This window comes from Bradyrhizobium sp. BRP56 (assembly GCF_020194035.1).
Lineage (GTDB): Bacteria > Pseudomonadota > Alphaproteobacteria > Rhizobiales > Xanthobacteraceae > Bradyrhizobium > Bradyrhizobium australafricanum.
The window spans coordinates 19,203-35,546 of the sequence record NZ_JADYVV010000041.1 but is presented as its reverse complement, the minus strand read 5'-3'; the positions used below and the strand labels follow the sequence as shown (position 1 = coordinate 35,546).

Here is a 16,344-nt window from a genome sequence, read left to right as displayed (position 1 = left end):
GAATGCCTTCGCTGTCATCCGAGGACGCGACTGCTGCAATTGGATTTACGCGCGGGAGGCGGTACCTGATGGGCCGGTCTACATTCGATTACGAGGTGTCAGGAAGCCGGCTTTCCATGGGGCTGGTGAGGCTTCTGCACACCGTTGTTGCGCGGAGTACCGGGCGCGGTATGGGACTTGCCATGCGGGCGGTCAAGCCGCTTCTGCATTCCCAGCTGTCTTGCGTCCATTTCGCCGACGGTAGCCGCTTGTACTTCGAGCTGAACGACGTCTACTGGAATGCGTTCTTCATCGGCCAGCCTAGTATGACCTACGAGCCGGACATAGCGACGCTTCTGCTACGGCTGAAGGATACCGACTATACGTTCTTCGATTGCGGTGCAAACATCGGGTACTGGTCCGTTCTCGTCACGTCGGAAATGCTGGGTCGCAAGCGCGCAATTGCCGTCGAGGCTTCACGGGAGACGCTTGCAATTCTCGAGCAGAACCGTGACGCGAATGATCAGCGCTTCGAGATCTGCCGAAGGGCATTGTTTGAGTACGACGGGCGCAGCCTGTTCTTCTCCGACGACGGCCCCCATTCGGCCCGGCACATCGTAACGTCGCAGAGCAGCCGTCCGTCACACACCGAACCCGTCATGTCGATAACGATCGATGCGTTGGCAAGGGACCAGCAGCTGACCGACAGCGATCGGCTCGTCATCAAGCTCGACGTCGAGGGCCAGGAGATTGCGGCCCTGAAGGGTGCTCGGCAGGCTCTGAAGCGTGACACGCTGATCATCTACGAAGATCACGGCCAGGATCGCAGCCACGCGACCACGAGGTACGTGTTCGAGGCACTTGGACTTCCGGTGTTTGCTCTTGCTGCAGACGGGTCAATCACGAAGGTCGGTGACCTCGGCACACTGGATCGCCTGAAGGTGAACCCCAAAATCGGCTACAATTTCGCGACCTGCCCACCCGGATCCGGCTTCCACCGCTGGATATCAGGAATCGCCAGTCAGGCCTGATCGTGTCGGGCGCCGATCCTGGCGCACGAGATCGCCGGCGGCTGAACCTACTTCGCGTGCCCGAGCCGGAATTCGCTTGCACCCGGCTCTTCGACGCGATCGGAATGCACGACATTAGTCGCCGCGACCGAACAGCATCTGAACCGCCGACTGGACGCCATTCATTCGCCCCTCGAACGGAATTCTCCCGTCGGAAGGACCTCCGACCGCGATGCGGGGGAGCCCAAAAGGATTCAGCTTGCGATCAGATATCTGTCCATGCCGAGTTGTGACTGCGGTCGAAAAACCGACCTCCACCGCGAGATGCTGTTCCCGATCACCGCATGCCCTGGAGTTGCCGTAGGGAAAAGCGACGTGCCGAACCGGGCGCTGAAGCAGTCTCTCAAGATAGGTGCGGTTACCCGCCATTTCGGCGCGCGCTGAAGCTGCATTCAGGTACGCGAGCGCTGGATGCGATTCCGTATGCCCGCCAATCGTAGCCAAGGGGTGTCGTGCCAGGAGCTGAAGCTCCCGCTCGTTGATGAAATAGGCGTCGTTCAAGGCCTCCAGCGACAGATCGGCCTTGCTGAACGTAGGGGCGAGCATCTCGACTCGTTGGTAATCTTCATGGACCCAGTTGCTCACCTTCTCTAGGGCCGATGCTTTCTCGTCAAAATCGCGACAGCTGAATCGCATGTTCATTGCGTCGATCGCAAGACTGTCTCTCGAGCGGAATAGGTCGCGCAAGCCCAGCCACCACGGTTGCAGCGTCCGCTTCACCGCACCCGTTGGAACATATACGGTGAAGGGCGCGTTATTTCGCTCAAGGATCGGCAATGCCGTCGTGACGTTGTCCTTGTAGCCGTCGTCGAAGGTAAGCACCGCATAGCGGCGGGGTTCGGGATCCACCGCCAGCCGCTCGAGACATGCATCGAGACTGACTATCTCCCATCCTTGCTGGCGCAGCCACTTCAGGGTGTATTCAAAGAAATCAGGCGATGCACCGGTCTTCAGCTCCGAGCGCCAATCCGGCTGAATCTCGTGGAACATCAGAATAGCGGCCCTGCCGGCAAATGCCATGCGCAGAGCAGGCGCAAGTCCCGCCCAACTTGCCGCATGAAATATCGTTCGGCTGAGTAGTCGCTTCACGCGAAGCCACCGCCGGACAGGTTGATTGCGCGCAAGCCGACCAAGCGTCTTCGGCGCTCATGTGATTGCGTGCGCGATCTGCCCATGCTCATCCTCGAATAGCCCTCGTGAACGCAGCAGTGTTTCCGATGGGAAACACCCCTCCATTTATCGACAAACCGTGCCGCTCTGGCAACCACGGCGCTGGTACTCACTACTGGGTACCCCAGATTTCATCGTCTCCACTCTGAATGCGCCGCCTGCATCGAACTGCTTTCACGGTAGCTTTTCGTCAGACACAGAGTGCACCGGCCACTGGTGATGCCGGCCTTCGTGACGCGCGTGTCGAGGGCCTTAATGAAAGTACTGCTCGCCAATAAGTTTCTGTTCAACAACGGTGGCGCAGAGGCAGTGCTGCTTCAGGAAAGAATGTTCCTGACGAGCAGCGGGGCAGACGTCATTGACTTTGCGATGCAGCACGAGCGGAACATCGAGTCCCGCTACGCAAATCACTTCGTGTCTCGCCAGGAATACCGGACCGGCGGCCATCTCGCCAAGATCAAGAGCGCGCTCTCATTGATCCACTCGCGCGAAGCCGTGAGCAAACTCGCATCCCTGATCGAGGAGACCCGACCGGACTTGATGCATTGCCACAACATCTATCACCAACTGACCCCGTCGATTGTCGGCGTCGCCAAGTCGCGCGGGATTCCGGTCGTTCTGACACTGCACGATTCGAAGCCGGTGTGTCCGGTGCACACCCGCATGCGAGAGGACCAATTGTGTTCATCGTGTCTCTCAGGCGATTTCCATCACGTGCTGATGCACCGTTGCGCTGACGGCTCGATCGCACAGAGCGCCACGCTTTACATGGAAGCGGTCATTCAGCGCTGGTTCGGCAGCTACGAGAAAGTGGATCGCTTCCTCGCGCCGAGCCGGTTCATGCGGGAGTCGGTGTTGCCTCGATTCGCCGCGGACCGGGTACAGGTGCTCTACAACGGCGTGGATGTCAGCGGCATTTCGGCGAGCGATCGGGACAAGGGATACGTGCTCTATTGCGGCCGGCTCGCGCCGGGAAAAGGTGCGGAGACGTTGTTGCGTGCCCACGAAGCAGCGGACTGCCGGTGGCCTCTCGTCATCGCAGGCTCCGGCCCGCTGGCGGATAGTTTGAAGACGCAATTCACACGGAATGTGCGTTTCGCGGGCCAGCTATCCGGCGAGACTTTAAACGAGACGATCGCCGAGGCTTCCGTGGTGGTTGTGCCTTCGGAGTGGTGCGAGAACTGTCCGATGTCGGTGCTGGAGGCGATGGCCTATGGCAAGGCGGTCGTAGCGACCCGCGTCGGCGGCATACCGGAGCTCGTGGACGATCAAGTGACGGGGCTTCTGTTTGAGCCCGGCAATACGGACGAGCTTCGACATCACATCGATTGCCTGATGAACGACGCCGCACGCCGTGCAGGCATGGGAGCAGCGGGAAGAAGCCGCGTCGAAGCGGACTTCTCTCTCGAGAAGCATAACACCGAGCTGATGGCCGTCTACCGATCACTGGTGAGCGAGCGGCATTCATCGCATTGAGGATTGCAAATGGACCTCACCGTAATCTCCACGTTTCGTTGCAACTCGAGATGCCAGATGTGTTACATCTGGAAGAATCCGACCGATCCAAAGGAAGAGGTCACGCTCGAGACCCTGGCGAAACTTCCTGCGGGGTTCGATAATCTCAATATCTCCGGCGGAGAGCCGACCCTGCGGAAGGATCTGGCCGAGATGGTGGACCTACTCCACCCAAAGGCCCGGATCATAGAGATCAGCTCGAACGGCCTGCATCCCGAGCGTCTCCTGCCCATCGTCAAGAAGCACCCGAAGATCAAGGTTCGTTTCAGCCTCGAGGGTGACGCGACCACCAGCGACTGCATCCGCGGCGAGAAGGACGGCTACGCCACGAAGGTCGCCGGACTTCGCATGCTGCAGGAGGCAGGCGGACAAGACCTGGGATTCGCCTTCGTCATCCAGGACGAGAATGTGGCTCAGCTCGTTCGGACCTATGAACTGGCGCGTTCGATGGGGTTCGAACTTGCGACATCGACGCTGCACAACGCGTGGCAGTTCTACAAGAACGACAACTATTTCTATGAACGCGTCGCGGTGGCCCGGCAAGTCGAAGGGCTTATCACTGCGATGCTCAAGAGCAACAAGCCGAAGAACTGGTTTCGCGCCTACCTGAATCTGGGCCTGATCGAAAAGATCCTCGGCCACCCGCGGTTGATCCGCTGCAGCGCGGGGACGGATTTCGCATTCATCGACCCCTGGTCCGATGTGTGGGCCTGCAATGTGCGGTCGGACCTGCCGCTGGGCAATTTGGCGCGCCAGTCCTGGAGTGAGATCATGGCCAGTGACACGGCCAAGAACTCCGTCGCCAAGGTTCACGCTTGCCAACAAAATTGCTGGATGGTGACGACCGCGCGCACGGCAATGCGCTCAACGCTGATTCCGCAGGCACCGAAGATGGGACCGCTCATCTGGGTGCTGAAGAACAAGCTGAAGGTCGAGCTCGGCCGGCCGATCTGTTTCGATCAATACATTGATTATTCCAACGTCGCGCCTACTCCGCGCGTCCAGCGAACGTCATTCCTCAACGAAAAGCAAAAGGCACGATTGGTGCGCGGGAGAGACACGGCCGACGCTCGATATCCGCTCAAGGAATTCATCAATAACTAATTCGACAGGAGGGTGCAGTGAGTGCGGATCATCTGGTACTGCGGGTGATCATGCTTGGCTTGCGTGGATTTCCCAATGTGCAGGGAGGAGTGGAAGTTCACGCGGAGCACCTGTGCCCCCATCTCAAGGAACTGGGCTGCGACGTCGAGGTAATCGTTCGCTCCTCCTATATGCCGCATGATCGCGGCGACGAGTGGCAGGGCGTACGCTACCAGCGGGTATGGTGTCCGAAGACCTCGGGTCTTGAGACAATCGTCCATTCGTTCCTCGGGGTGCTTGTCGCTGCATGGCAGCGGCCGGACGTGTTGCACATCCAGGCCATCGGGCCGGCCTTGATGGCGCCACTCGCGCGCTTGCTGGGACTGCATGTTGTCGTGACCCACCACGGCCCGGATTACGAACGGGAGAAGTGGGGTCGATTGGCCAGAATGGCCCTGCGCGCCGGCGAGGCCTGGGGAATGCGATTTTCCGACGGCCGCATCGTCATCTCCCAGACCATCCGAAAACTGGTGCGGGATAAGTACGGCCTGAATTCGGACCTCATTCCAAACGGCGTCACCTTGCCTGACGTGCCGAAAAGCACTTCGGTGCTGGACAAGCTTGGGCTTACGCCGGGACGATATGTGCTGATGGTGGGCCGGCTGGTGCCGGAGAAGCGGCACACCGACCTGATTCAAGCCTTTGCCGACGCCAGGCTCACCGGATGGAAGCTCGTGTTCGTCGGCGCCTCCGAGCATCCAGACGCCTATACCGAGATGCTTGCGGCACGCGCCGGGGCAACCGCTGGCGTCATCATGGCGGGCTTCCAGTGCGGCCTCGCACTGCGGGAGCTATACGCCCACGCAGGCATTTTCGTTTTGCCATCCTCGCACGAAGGCTTGCCGATCGCGCTGCTGGAAGCTCTGAGCTTCGGTTTGCCCGTGGTGGCCAGTGACATTCCTGCTCACCTGGAGATCGGCTTGAATGACGCGCACTATTTTCATGTGGGAGATGTATCGGGGCTCGCGGATCGCCTGGCATCGTTTGCACACAGTCCGTGGCCGTTGGAGCTGCGCGAGAAGACGCGCAACTGGTTGGCCGAACGGGAAGACTGGCGCTCGATCGCAGAGCGAACTCTCGGATGCTATCGCAGGGCGATTGAACCTCGTCGAGGCGGTCCTCATGCGCGGTCCCGGACGGCGCCGCCCAGCACCGCCTAGCGAGCTGCGCACGCGGCGCATCGGCCAACGCGCGATTCCCGTCCCGCAATTGAGGTATCGCCTCAAACCGATCGAACCAAAGCGACGTTCAAGATGAATATGCTTTTGCTGTATTTCCTCATCTATACGTTCTTTCGATCAATCTCTAACGGCGTCGATCGTTTGTCCGGGACGAGCTTTTCCATGATCCTGTCGATCACCGTCATCGGGATCGGTGCTGTGGCAATCTGGCACATGCGGGACGTCAGGATACACAGACGAGTTTTCACACTGTTGATCTGCTTGTCCATCTTTATTGCCGCTTGCGGACTGTCGCTTATCGTTAGCGCTGGAGCCGGCAAGATAATCGACCAATATTCCGCCTGGTACGAGATCTTCAGGTATCTGCAACTGATCATGTTTGTGGCATTGCTTTCGTCCCTCTACCGACATCCAAGTTTTTGCCTCAACGTCCATCGCGTTTATATGTCGCTGCTGCTCATCATTTCCGCCGTCGGACTAGGTCAATACCTGACCGGTCATGCAGAGCTTGTCACCCAATACGACAAGTTTAAGCGGGTGGCGGGTCTTTCTTCGCACCCCGTACCCTACAGCCTGGAGATCGTGCTGACCTTTTTCGTTTGCGAGCTGTCGCGCCGGAAAATGCGGCTTCCCGTTCAGCACTTTCACCTCGCGGTGTACTCGCTGTTTGTTGTTGCCCTGGTCCTTTCCGCTTCAAGGACCGGTGTCGCGTTGCTCGGAGTGACCCTCAGCGTATACTTTTTTGTCCAGCGGCCTGCTCTCCTTCCGGTGTTCGCGGCAGCATTCGCGATCCTCATGTGGGCATCTCCATTTGGAGAGTTGTTTTCGGACCTGAACACCGTTCCGGAATACATCATGAACGGCGAATATGCGGTGTGGGACTGGCGCACCGCGCCGACCTCGGTCCATTGGCGCATTCACCACTGGTACTATCTGTCCACACTTGGATTGGAACGAGCGTGGACCGGATATGGCCCCGGTCAAGTAGGGTTCTATAGCCCGTTTCTTCTTTTGGCGCATAGTCAGTTCGTAGAAATATTCTTCGAGTCGGGCGTGGTTGGCCTGATCACCTTTGCCGTGTTTTGGTTCAGTCTTCCGCTGGCCGCGATGTCGGACCGGCGGCGGCTCGTTTCCTCATATGGAAAGCGGTCAGCAGAAATTGGAATCCTGCACTTGTGGCTGGCCATGTTTGCCGGCGTGACGCTGGTTGCATCGTTCGATGCGAGTTTCGACAGGGAAACGGTCGCGTTTTCGCACTTGATCGTCAGCATGTTTGTGGTGCTGGCGCAACCTGAAGCCGTCACCGAACGTGACCCAGGATCGCTCTACTCGCACATCTCGATGACTGCTGGTTCGCGGATTGAAGCATCGGCGAGCCGAGAAACTATCTGAACAGCAACATGGCCGCTGTTGGCATCATCGGCCGATATTGGTTATGAGCACCTCCCATGAACGAGTATCTTGCCATTCCGCTCACGGCTCTCATGTTACTCCGCGCCCTCGTCTCATTGGCGAGCGCCGCGACGATAGCGCCTCCATCCCAGTACGGACGATGCAGCGACAACGGCAATCTCTTGTCAGAGATCGAATCTGCATCGCACATGACGCAGCGGGGAATGTGTCATCACAATCCAGTGCTGCAAGTGCAACTACGCAAGCCTCCGGCGCTCAAACCCATCTGCACGTCCTTGTCGATCGATTGTGTGGTTTCGCAAACTTCCGGATATGACAACGGAATATATCCACACGGCGTCAGGACCTATTTCTCGTGGTATGCAGGCGGCCCCGCTGCCACCGGGAACATTGTTTCTCCTTCCGACTTCTCTTCACTGACGGGTTGGGGACAGATATATCCGCAAGTCGGCGTTTCGAACGTTGCTGCCAACGTCTATTTGAAGGACTATCGCGTCTATGTGCACTTGACGAGTGGCGGTTGGCAACTTGTACAAGATCAAGCCACGAATACCATCGGTGGCGGGCGTTTCGTGGCAGACTTCTCCAACAATTCCTCTTCGGAAATGAGTCTCGTTGTTGAGTCTGACGGAAGCGTAAGAATGGACTCGCCAGCATCCGGCTATAATAATCATTTCTGGATTGAGCCGAGAGGATCGTATGCTCCCGGAACAGTCGACGGGGTGTTCTCGCTGGCACAGCTACGCACCGATGATGCAAGTGCAAATCTGATTGCAAACTTTGGAGCTGACTGGTGGAGAGACACCTCAGCTCCGTACCTCTACGTGAATGGAGTGTTTGTAAATAACCCCGGCATCGGCATGGGCACCTGGGTCAAGTTGACGACGACGTACCAGTACTTCTTCTTCACGACCATGACCAAATCGCAACTGCAAGCCGAGCCGCCGCCCTTGAGATAGCTGAACAGTGCTTCAGTGCTCGACAGATCCGCTCGGGCACCAGGCGCGCTCGCCAAGGATCATCGCATGCGCGGCGGCAATATCTGAGGGGGTGGTTCAGGAGCGGTCACGATGGCGATGGAAATCCAGAATATCCCGTTCAGGCCTGAGCTTGCTGACCTCACGCCTGAGCCGCGCGATTTGCTCTGCTGCTCGGGCTTCATCTGGCCGTGACCCGGCAAAGGCCTGCACAGGATCGGAGCCGAACTCCTTCACTCATTTTTCGCAAAACATTCTCATGAACCTCCCAGGTGTCGGGCGGCTTGCGCCGCCGGTACCCCGCGTTCTAGCTGGCGAGAACCATCAGTGATGCCCCGCCGAGCAAGCGCACAGACAGATCCTCTCCGGCAATAGTCCGAACAATGCGCCGGCCGGCGTTAACGAGGAGGGTTTTCGTGGTTCGCAATTCCGGATGGAGATGGAGGAAATCTTCAAGCCTGGTGTACTGACTGTCAATGATCTCAAAGCCGGTGTCGCGCAGTGTCGCCAGAGCTGTTGCCTGATCAAAGTAATGCAGGTGACCAACCTCCTTACGTTTCTGAAGGGGCTGATCGCGCAGAACGCTGAGGACATTAAGGTCGAGGGGGATATGAAACACATAGTATTTCGAACGCCCTCTGAGCCTTCGCAGAAAGCCCATGTAGTCGTCGATGTGCTCGAAAACATCGATGCACAATAGAAGATCGTAGCTTCCGCTGGTTTGAGAGAAGTCTCCGCAGTGGAAGCGCAAATTGTCCCGTTCGCGCGGTTTGGCGGCAGTGATGGCATAGGGGGCGATATCGTAGCCAACGGCGGTTGAGTCACGGAAGACGTCGTGCTCAAGCAGGGCGTTTAGAACGCCTCCCACTCCGCAACCGACGTCGACGATCGTCCGGCAGGTGATGTTGTTGGCACGCACGATCCTGGCGATCTTCGCGGCCTTGGTTCCGGCATCCTCGTCATGCCAGCCCGGATGGGCTTCGGCATAACCTTCCCCAGTATAGAGATCGTCGGACGCGAGCCCTGCCCCTCTGACGACAGCCATTGTTCTCTCCCTCAATTGAATGGCGACCTGGACGACCGATCGGGACGCCAGAGTTGCAATCAGCTCTCGCGAACCGGCACCTGAAGTGCCGTGCGGTCACGTGATGGCGACGGGAGCGCTCGCCGCGGCCAGCGAACGGCAGCCGATCCGAGAGCCTGCGTTCGAATTCGTAGTGTGCGATCGGGCGACCAGGCGGCCGCGTGTCCTTCCGGCGCCACTGGATGGCCAAATAGTCGGGCTTCAGATTCGTCAACCCACGAGCCGCCATTCAAGAGAACCGATCCGTCTCCACCGGCAAGTGTGTTCTTGATCTTGAGGTCGTCGCAATAATCCTTGCGGGTTACCCCGGAACGCAGAACTTAATCCGCGCTTGAATCGACAAGCATCCGTCGCTGCAACATAGGCGCGCCGGAAACAAGGGATTGGGCCGGATATACGTGTGTATAAATCACACTTTGAAAGTTTTTTTGCCATTTTTGATTATTAACCAACCGGCTCAGCAGTCGGGGGGGCAACTTCCAAAAAACCCACTGCTTGAAATCTCCTCGCGGTTCGAGGCTGCAAGTCTTTGGAATCTGTTCGCGACTGAAGTCGCGAGCATGCAATCTGTCGCACATCCCTGATGCGCGGCAGCGGAATTCCTCGTCCTTAAATCTGGTCTGCAATGGAGAACAAAAGTGGCGCTGACCGATGTCATCTATCAAAATACGCCTGGCAACAGCGAAGGGTTTCCGCTTGGCGTCCCCACAAGCTATTCCTGGTACGGTGGGAGCACCGGCCATACAGGCAGCACCCCGCCCTCCAATTTCACCTCCGTCACAGGGTGGGGACAGGTCTATCCCGAATCCGGCGCAAGCAACGATTCTAATCCGGCCAACGTTCAGATCGCGGACTTCCAGACGTGGGTGCATCTGAAAACCGGCGGCTGGGTTCTCGTGCAAGATCAGGCGACGGACCCCATCGCGGGATCTCAGTTTCTCGCCGACTTTTCCGGAAACACGAACTCTGCCTGGAGCGTGACAAAGCAGGCGGACGGCAGCGCGATGGGCGCTGCGCCCCTCAGCGGATACAACGACCATTTCTGGCCGGGCTCACGCGGCTCCTATTCTGCCGGAACGGTCGATGGCGTCTATGTCCAGGCCAATATGAGGACCACTGATCCGAACGAGCATCTCGTTGCCGATCTGGGAGCTGACTGGTGGTCGACCCCGACAGCCCCCTACGTCGACGGTTTCTCCAACAATCCCGGTGCCGGGATGAGCGATTGGGTCGAGCTGACGACGAACTACAAGACCCTTTACTTCACCTCGATGACTTCCGCGCAGTTGCAGGCCGATCTGCCGCCTCCGCTGAAGGGCACCTCTTCGACGGCGCCCACGACACCGACAACGCCGACGACGCCGACCGATCCCACGATACCGGCGCAGCCGACGACGCCGACCGACCCCACGACGCCGACAACCCCCACGACTCCAAGCGTGACCGCACCGGTGCTCGACGTCGCGGACAAGTCGCTCTGGGTGGCCGGCAGAGGCGGTCAGGTCGACCTGGGGACGACCATTACGACGACCGATCCCAACGATAACCTCACCCTCAGCATCATGGGACTGCCGCGATACGAGACGATCACGACCGGCGATGGCACGACGCTCAGGGGCAACAACATCACCCTGACGTCCGCGCAGGTCGACAGCGGACTGACGCTGACATCGTACTACAAGGGCAATGCTCATCCGGTCGCGAACCTCACGCTGACCGCGAGCGCTATGGATCCGACCACCGGCGCTGTGATGTCGTCGGACCCGCAGACGATCCGCGTGACGGATCCCCGGCCGTCCAGCTCGACTGGCGGAAACGCAGGGAGCTGGGCAAACCACGGCTTTGCGCAGTTGCAGCAGCAGATGGGCGACACCAGCACCCTGGCGAACACAGCATCGCAGACGACCGGTTGGGCCGATCAAGGCGCGCGAGCGTCCCAGGCAAGCCAGGGCTTTGCGCTGCTGAACCAGTATCTGGCCGGTAGCACCGGTCGGGTCGACGCTGGTCAGATCGTGGCGGCCATGTCGAATGGGACCGGCTGGACGCACAACTCGTTCTTGAGCAAACCTCAAGGTTGATCCGGCTACTGCACCCGGGGGCTCTGCGCCCGGGTGCAGTACCATCAACGTGTTGGGAGTTGGAAACGGGCGGTCGATCGCGGACGGTAACGGCGAGGAGGCCGTCACGCGCGGGTCCTGGTCTCGGTTGGCTTCATCGCTCGCATCTGTTTCCAAGCGATAGAAATGCGTGCTGGCGCAACAGCTTCGGGTATGCGGCAAATTTGCGCGCAACATAACGGTGCAAAAATCAAGATTTGAAACTTTTTTCGCCATTTTTGCGCATTAACGAACCGGTTCAGCAGTCGGGGGGCAGGTCTAAAATCCCACTGCTTTGAAATCCCCTCGCGGTTCGAGGCCCTAGTGCTTTGATGTTGCTTGCGCCTTTTTGGCTGCGAGCAAGCGGTATGTCGCATGCTCTGTCGATGCGCGGCATTGGAATTCCCAGTCTTTGGAAATGCATGAGAAGGAACACTAACGCGGCCGGGTAGCCGCGAAGGGTTGAGTAAGAATGGCGATCCAGAACGGAAATGCCCCCGCCGCAGATCTAGGGCTTCGCGCGCTAGCTCTGTTCCTGCGCCTGCATGGCGTGAATACTGTGCCGGACCAGCTCCGCGATCGTTGCGGGAGCGACGAGATCGGCGTCCGCGCGATGCTTCGCTGCGCGCGCGAATTCGGGGTCAAGGTCCGCTCGCGGACAATGGATTGGACCCGCCTTGCGGGTATCCAGCTGCCCGGAATCGCCTCGCTGCGTGACGGCGGATTTCTGCTGCTGGGCAAGATCGACGACCAGGTGGCGCTTGTGCTGCACCCGACCTCGCCGCATCCGAGTCGGATGACGCGCGCGGAATTCGAAGCGATCTGGGATGGCGGTTTGATCTGTGCTGGATCACAGAGCCTCGCACAGCGCGCACGTCATGCATTTGCAGACATCCGCACGCGCTCGTTTGACCTGGGCACCGGCCTGATGCACCGCGCCGGCGAGGGCCTGATGCGCGCCCGTGACGGCCTCACGAAGAGCTTCTTGGCGATGAGACCTGGCATCCTGATGCGCGGGCCTCGCGACGAGGCCGCAATCCATCCGGCGAACACAAACACCGAATCCCCGGCCGCCGGCGTCGAATCCGAACATGACGATGAATCCGGGCTCATTGCGCTGGCGATCTTGCTGCGTTGCCATGGAATCGCTGCCGACCCCGGCCAAATTCGTCACCGGATCGGCGCGGCGCGCCTCGGCGTTACTGAAATCCTGCGCTGCGCCAAGGATTTCGGACTCAAGGCAAAGGTGCAGCGGACGAGCTGGAACAGGCTTGCCGTCACCCCGCTGCCGGGAATTGCGGTGCTGCGCGACGGCAGCTTCCTGATCCTCGGCAAGGTTATCGACGACAAGCTTCTCGTTCAGCGCCCGCTGTCTCCGCGCCCCGAAGCAATCACCCAGGCGCAACTCGAGGCGATCTGGGACGGCGGCATCATCCTGATGGCCCGGCGCGCCAGCCTGACCGATCTCGCGCGGCGCTTCGATATCTCCTGGTTCGTCGGCGCCATGCAAAAGTATCGTCGCCTGCTCGGCGAGGTGCTGGCGGCGTCGTTCTTCCTTCAGATCTTCGCCGTTGTCTCACCGCTGTTCTTCCAGGTGGTGATCGACAAGGTGCTCGTGCATCGAAGCATGAGCACGCTCGACGTGCTGGTCGTCGGGCTTGTCGTACTGACCGTGTTCGAGGCCGTTCTCGAGACGCTGCGCGTCTATCAGTTCGCGCATACGACAAACCGTATCGACGTCGAGCTCGGCGCTAGGTTGTTCCGTCACCTGCTGGCGCTGCCGATCGCCTATTTCCAGACCCGCCGCGTCGGCGATTCGGTGGCGCGCGTCCGCGAGCTCGAGAACATCCGCCAGTTCCTGACCAGCTCGGCGCTCACGCTGGTGATCGATCTGCTGTTCACCGTCGTCTTCCTTGCGGTGATGTTCTATTACTCGACGACGTTGACGTGGATCGTGCTGGCGTCCTTCCCGCTCTACATCGGCATCTCCGCGGGAGCCGCGCCGCTGTTCCGTCGGCGCCTCGACGAGAAATTCAATCGCGGCTCCGAGAACCAGGCCTTCCTGGTCGAGAGCGTCACCGGTATCGAGACGCTGAAGGCCATGGCGGTCGAGCCGCAGATGCAACGCCGCTGGGAGGAGCAGCTCGCCGGCTACGTGTCCGCAAGCTTCCGCGTGCTGAGCCTGAACAACACGGCGAGCCAGGCGGTCCAGATGATCAACAAGCTGGTCATCGCCGCGACCCTTTACTTCGGCGCCCGCCTGGTGGTCAGCGGGGACCTGACTGTCGGCGAGCTCGTCGCGTTCAACATGCTGGCCGCGCGCGTCAGCGCGCCGGTTCTGCGGCTCGCACAGATCTGGCAGGACTTCCATCAAGCCCGCCTCTCGATCGATCGTCTCGGCGACATCCTCAACACCATTCCCGAGCCGAGCTTCACGCCGGCCCGCGCGGCGCTGCCGCCGATCCGCGGCCAGGTCACATTCGAGCACGCGACTTTCCGCTACCGCATCGACGGCCCCGAGGTGCTGCACGACGTGTCCTTCAGCGTCGAGCCGGGCCAGGTCATCGGCATCGTGGGTTCGTCGGGCTCGGGCAAGAGCACCATCACCAAGCTGATCCAGCGCCTCTATGTCCCGGAGAGCGGACGCGTGCTCGTCGACGGCGTCGACCTCGCAATGGTCGATCTGAGCTGGCTGCGGCGCCAGATCGGCGTCGTGTTGCAGGAGAACGTACTGTTCAACTGCACGGTTCGTGACAACATCGCGTTGGCCGATCCGGCGATGCCGATGGAGCGCGTCATCGAAGCGGCGGAGCTGGCCGGCGCCCACGACTTCATCCTCGAACTGCCGGAGGGTTACGACACCGTCGTGGGTGAGCGCGGCAGCAGCCTGTCCGGCGGGCAGCGCCAGCGCATCGCAATCGCGCGTGCACTTATCACCGATCCGCGCATCCTGATCCTGGACGAGGCGACCAGCGCGCTGGACTACGAAAGCGAGCGCGCGATCCAGCAGAACATGAGGCGGATTTCCGCCGGCCGGACCGTGTTCGTCATCGCCCACCGGCTGTCGACCGTGCGCAATGCAAGCCGGATCATCACCCTCGAGCATGGCCGCATCGTCGAGGACGGCAGCCATGACGAGCTGATCCGCACCAACGGCCGTTACGCCAACCTCCATTATCTGCAGGCCGGTATCCATGACGTCCGCTAGCCGCAATGTCGTCGCGTTCCCGAGACGCGAACCTCGCCGCCGCGAGCACGAAATCGCCTTTCTGCCGGCGGCGCTCGAGATCGCCGAATCGCCGCCGTCGCCGATCGGGCGCGCGATCGGGGCCTGCATCATCGCCGCGTTCTGCATCGCGCTGTTGTGGGCGACGCTCGGCAGCGTCGATATCGTCGCCAGCGCGACCGGCAAGATCGTGCCGGGCGGGCGCACCAAGCTGATCCAGCCGTTCGAGACCGGTGTGGTCCGCGCCATCCGCGTTCGCGACGGCCAGAGCGTCAAGGCCGGTGACGTCCTGATCGAGCTGGACCCGACAATGACGGAAGCCGACCAGGAGCGCCAGAAGAGCGATCTGCTTGCAGCCGAGCTGGACGTCGCGCGGCTGCGCGCCGCGCTGGCCGCAGACCCGCTCGCGGCCTTCCGGCCGCCGCAAAACGCAAGTGCCGCCGAAATCGAGATGCATCGGCAGTTCCTGATCAGCCAGCGTGCCGAGCAGAGCGCAAAGCTTTCTGAAATCGAGCGCCAGCAGGGGCAGAAGGAGGCGGAACGGGCGACCACATCGGCGAGCGTCGACAAGCTGGAGGCGACGATTCCGGTACTGAAGGAGCGCGTCGACATCCGCAAGGGTCTCGTCGAGAAGGCATTGGCGTCGAAGGTCGTCTATCTCTCCGAATATCAGGAGCTGGTCGCCATGCAGCAGGACCTCGTCCTGCAGCAGAGCCGGCTGCGCGAAGCCGATGCGGCGATCGCGCTGCTGAAGGAGACCAAGGACAAGACTGCCGCGGAGTATCGCCGCGCGACCTATGATGCTCTTGCGAAGGCCGAGCAGAAGGCTGCGAGCGCCGCCCAGGAGGTGGTCAAGGCGGATCGGCGAACAAAACTGCAGAGCCTGACTGCACCGGTCGACGGCGTCGTGCAGCAGCTTGCCGTTCATACGGTGGGCGGCGTGGTGACGCCCGCTCAGGCGCTGGCCGTCGTGGTCCCGAGCGAGAGCCAGCTCGAGATTGAGGCCATGCTCTCGAACCGCGACATCGGCTTCGTTCATCCCGGCCAGAAGGCGGAGATCAAGGTCGATACGTTCAACTTCACCCGGTACGGGCTGCTTCATGGCGATGTGCTCAGCGTGTCGACAGATGCCATCACGCGCGAAAAGCAACAGGGCAACCCCAATGACCGGACATTGGGCGCGGCGCAGAGCAGCAGCGAGCCTAAAGGTCAGGAGCTGGAATATGCCGCGCGCGTTTCGCTCGACCGGACGCACATGCAAATCGAGGACAAGCTCGTCAAGCTCGGGCCGGGCATGGCGGTGACGGTCGAAATCAAGACCGGCACGCGCAGGATCATCAGCTACCTGCTTTCGCCGCTGGCACGGTACCGGCAGGAGGCCCTGCGCGAACGCTAAAGCGAAGCGCGTCGCCGGACATTGCGGCCGAGCGACGCGCCACTCGCTTTAGAGCGACGCTGATCGCGTTGGTGGCAGTCGTTAAGACGATTGC

Annotated in this window: 11 protein-coding genes and 1 pseudogene; 9 read left to right on the top strand and 3 right to left on the bottom strand. The window is 60.3% G+C overall.

Features of this window, described 5'->3' with window-relative positions; genetic code table 11:
* The first annotated feature begins 2 nt into the window (after window positions 1–2).
* Window positions 3–1,010: an FkbM family methyltransferase gene (locus tag I6F38_RS26305; RefSeq protein WP_225162376.1), complete on the top strand. Its 1,008-nt coding sequence runs from the start codon at window positions 3–5 to the stop codon at window positions 1,008–1,010.
* A 114-nt stretch (window positions 1,011–1,124) separates the two neighbouring features.
* Here I6F38_RS26305 and I6F38_RS26300 read toward each other — a convergent pair whose 3' ends face one another.
* Window positions 1,125–2,138 carry a polysaccharide deacetylase family protein gene (locus I6F38_RS26300; RefSeq protein WP_225162375.1) on the bottom strand — a complete coding sequence of 338 codons (1,014 nt, stop codon included), beginning with the start codon at window positions 2,136–2,138 and terminating at the stop codon, window positions 1,125–1,127.
* A gap of 336 nt (window positions 2,139–2,474) precedes the next feature.
* Between I6F38_RS26300 and I6F38_RS26295 the strand changes: the two genes are divergently transcribed.
* The 5 genes from I6F38_RS26295 (at window position 2,475) to I6F38_RS26275 (ending at window position 8,430) form a co-directional block, all read left to right on the top strand.
* Window positions 2,475–3,695, top strand: a complete 1,221-nt coding sequence (locus tag I6F38_RS26295) for a glycosyltransferase family 4 protein (protein ID WP_225162374.1) — start codon at window positions 2,475–2,477, stop codon at window positions 3,693–3,695.
* Window positions 3,696–3,704: 9 nt separating this feature from the next.
* The gene (locus I6F38_RS26290; protein ID WP_225162373.1) at window positions 3,705–4,838 is read left to right on the top strand and encodes a radical SAM protein; all 1,134 of its coding nucleotides are present in this window, start codon (window positions 3,705–3,707) and stop codon (window positions 4,836–4,838) included.
* A 17-nt stretch (window positions 4,839–4,855) separates the two neighbouring features.
* A complete protein-coding gene (locus I6F38_RS26285; protein ID WP_225162372.1) occupies window positions 4,856–6,037 on the top strand; it encodes a glycosyltransferase family 4 protein in 1,182 nt (393 codons plus the stop codon).
* Between the two features lie 93 nt (window positions 6,038–6,130).
* Window positions 6,131–7,450, top strand: a complete 1,320-nt coding sequence (locus I6F38_RS26280) for an O-antigen ligase family protein (RefSeq protein WP_225162371.1) — start codon at window positions 6,131–6,133, stop codon at window positions 7,448–7,450.
* A 56-nt stretch (window positions 7,451–7,506) separates the two neighbouring features.
* Window positions 7,507–8,430 carry a hypothetical protein gene (locus tag I6F38_RS26275; RefSeq protein WP_225162370.1) on the top strand — a complete coding sequence of 308 codons (924 nt, stop codon included), beginning with the start codon at window positions 7,507–7,509 and terminating at the stop codon, window positions 8,428–8,430.
* Between the two features lie 126 nt (window positions 8,431–8,556).
* Here I6F38_RS26275 and I6F38_RS26270 read toward each other — a convergent pair.
* Both I6F38_RS26270 and I6F38_RS26265 read right to left on the bottom strand, forming a co-directional pair.
* A pseudogene (locus I6F38_RS26270) lies at window positions 8,557–8,780 on the bottom strand (transposase); the annotation flags it as partial.
* Window positions 8,756–9,493, bottom strand: a complete 738-nt coding sequence (locus I6F38_RS26265) for a methyltransferase domain-containing protein (protein WP_225162369.1) — start codon at window positions 9,491–9,493, stop codon at window positions 8,756–8,758. The gene I6F38_RS26265 and the pseudogene I6F38_RS26270, both read right to left, overlap by 25 nt.
* A gap of 677 nt (window positions 9,494–10,170) precedes the next feature.
* Between I6F38_RS26265 and I6F38_RS26260 the strand changes: the two genes are divergently transcribed.
* From I6F38_RS26260 to I6F38_RS26250, 3 genes are all read left to right on the top strand, one after another.
* Complete coding sequence (locus tag I6F38_RS26260; protein ID WP_225162368.1) at window positions 10,171–11,610, top strand: hypothetical protein; 1,440 nt, start codon at window positions 10,171–10,173, stop codon at window positions 11,608–11,610.
* A gap of 490 nt (window positions 11,611–12,100) precedes the next feature.
* Window positions 12,101–14,836: a type I secretion system permease/ATPase gene (locus I6F38_RS26255; RefSeq protein WP_225162367.1), complete on the top strand. Its 2,736-nt coding sequence runs from the start codon at window positions 12,101–12,103 to the stop codon at window positions 14,834–14,836.
* Complete coding sequence (locus I6F38_RS26250) at window positions 14,823–16,250, top strand: HlyD family type I secretion periplasmic adaptor subunit (protein WP_092079172.1); 1,428 nt, start codon at window positions 14,823–14,825, stop codon at window positions 16,248–16,250. Before I6F38_RS26255 ends, I6F38_RS26250 begins: the two co-directional genes overlap by 14 nt.
* Window positions 16,251–16,344: the final 94 nt, after the last annotated feature.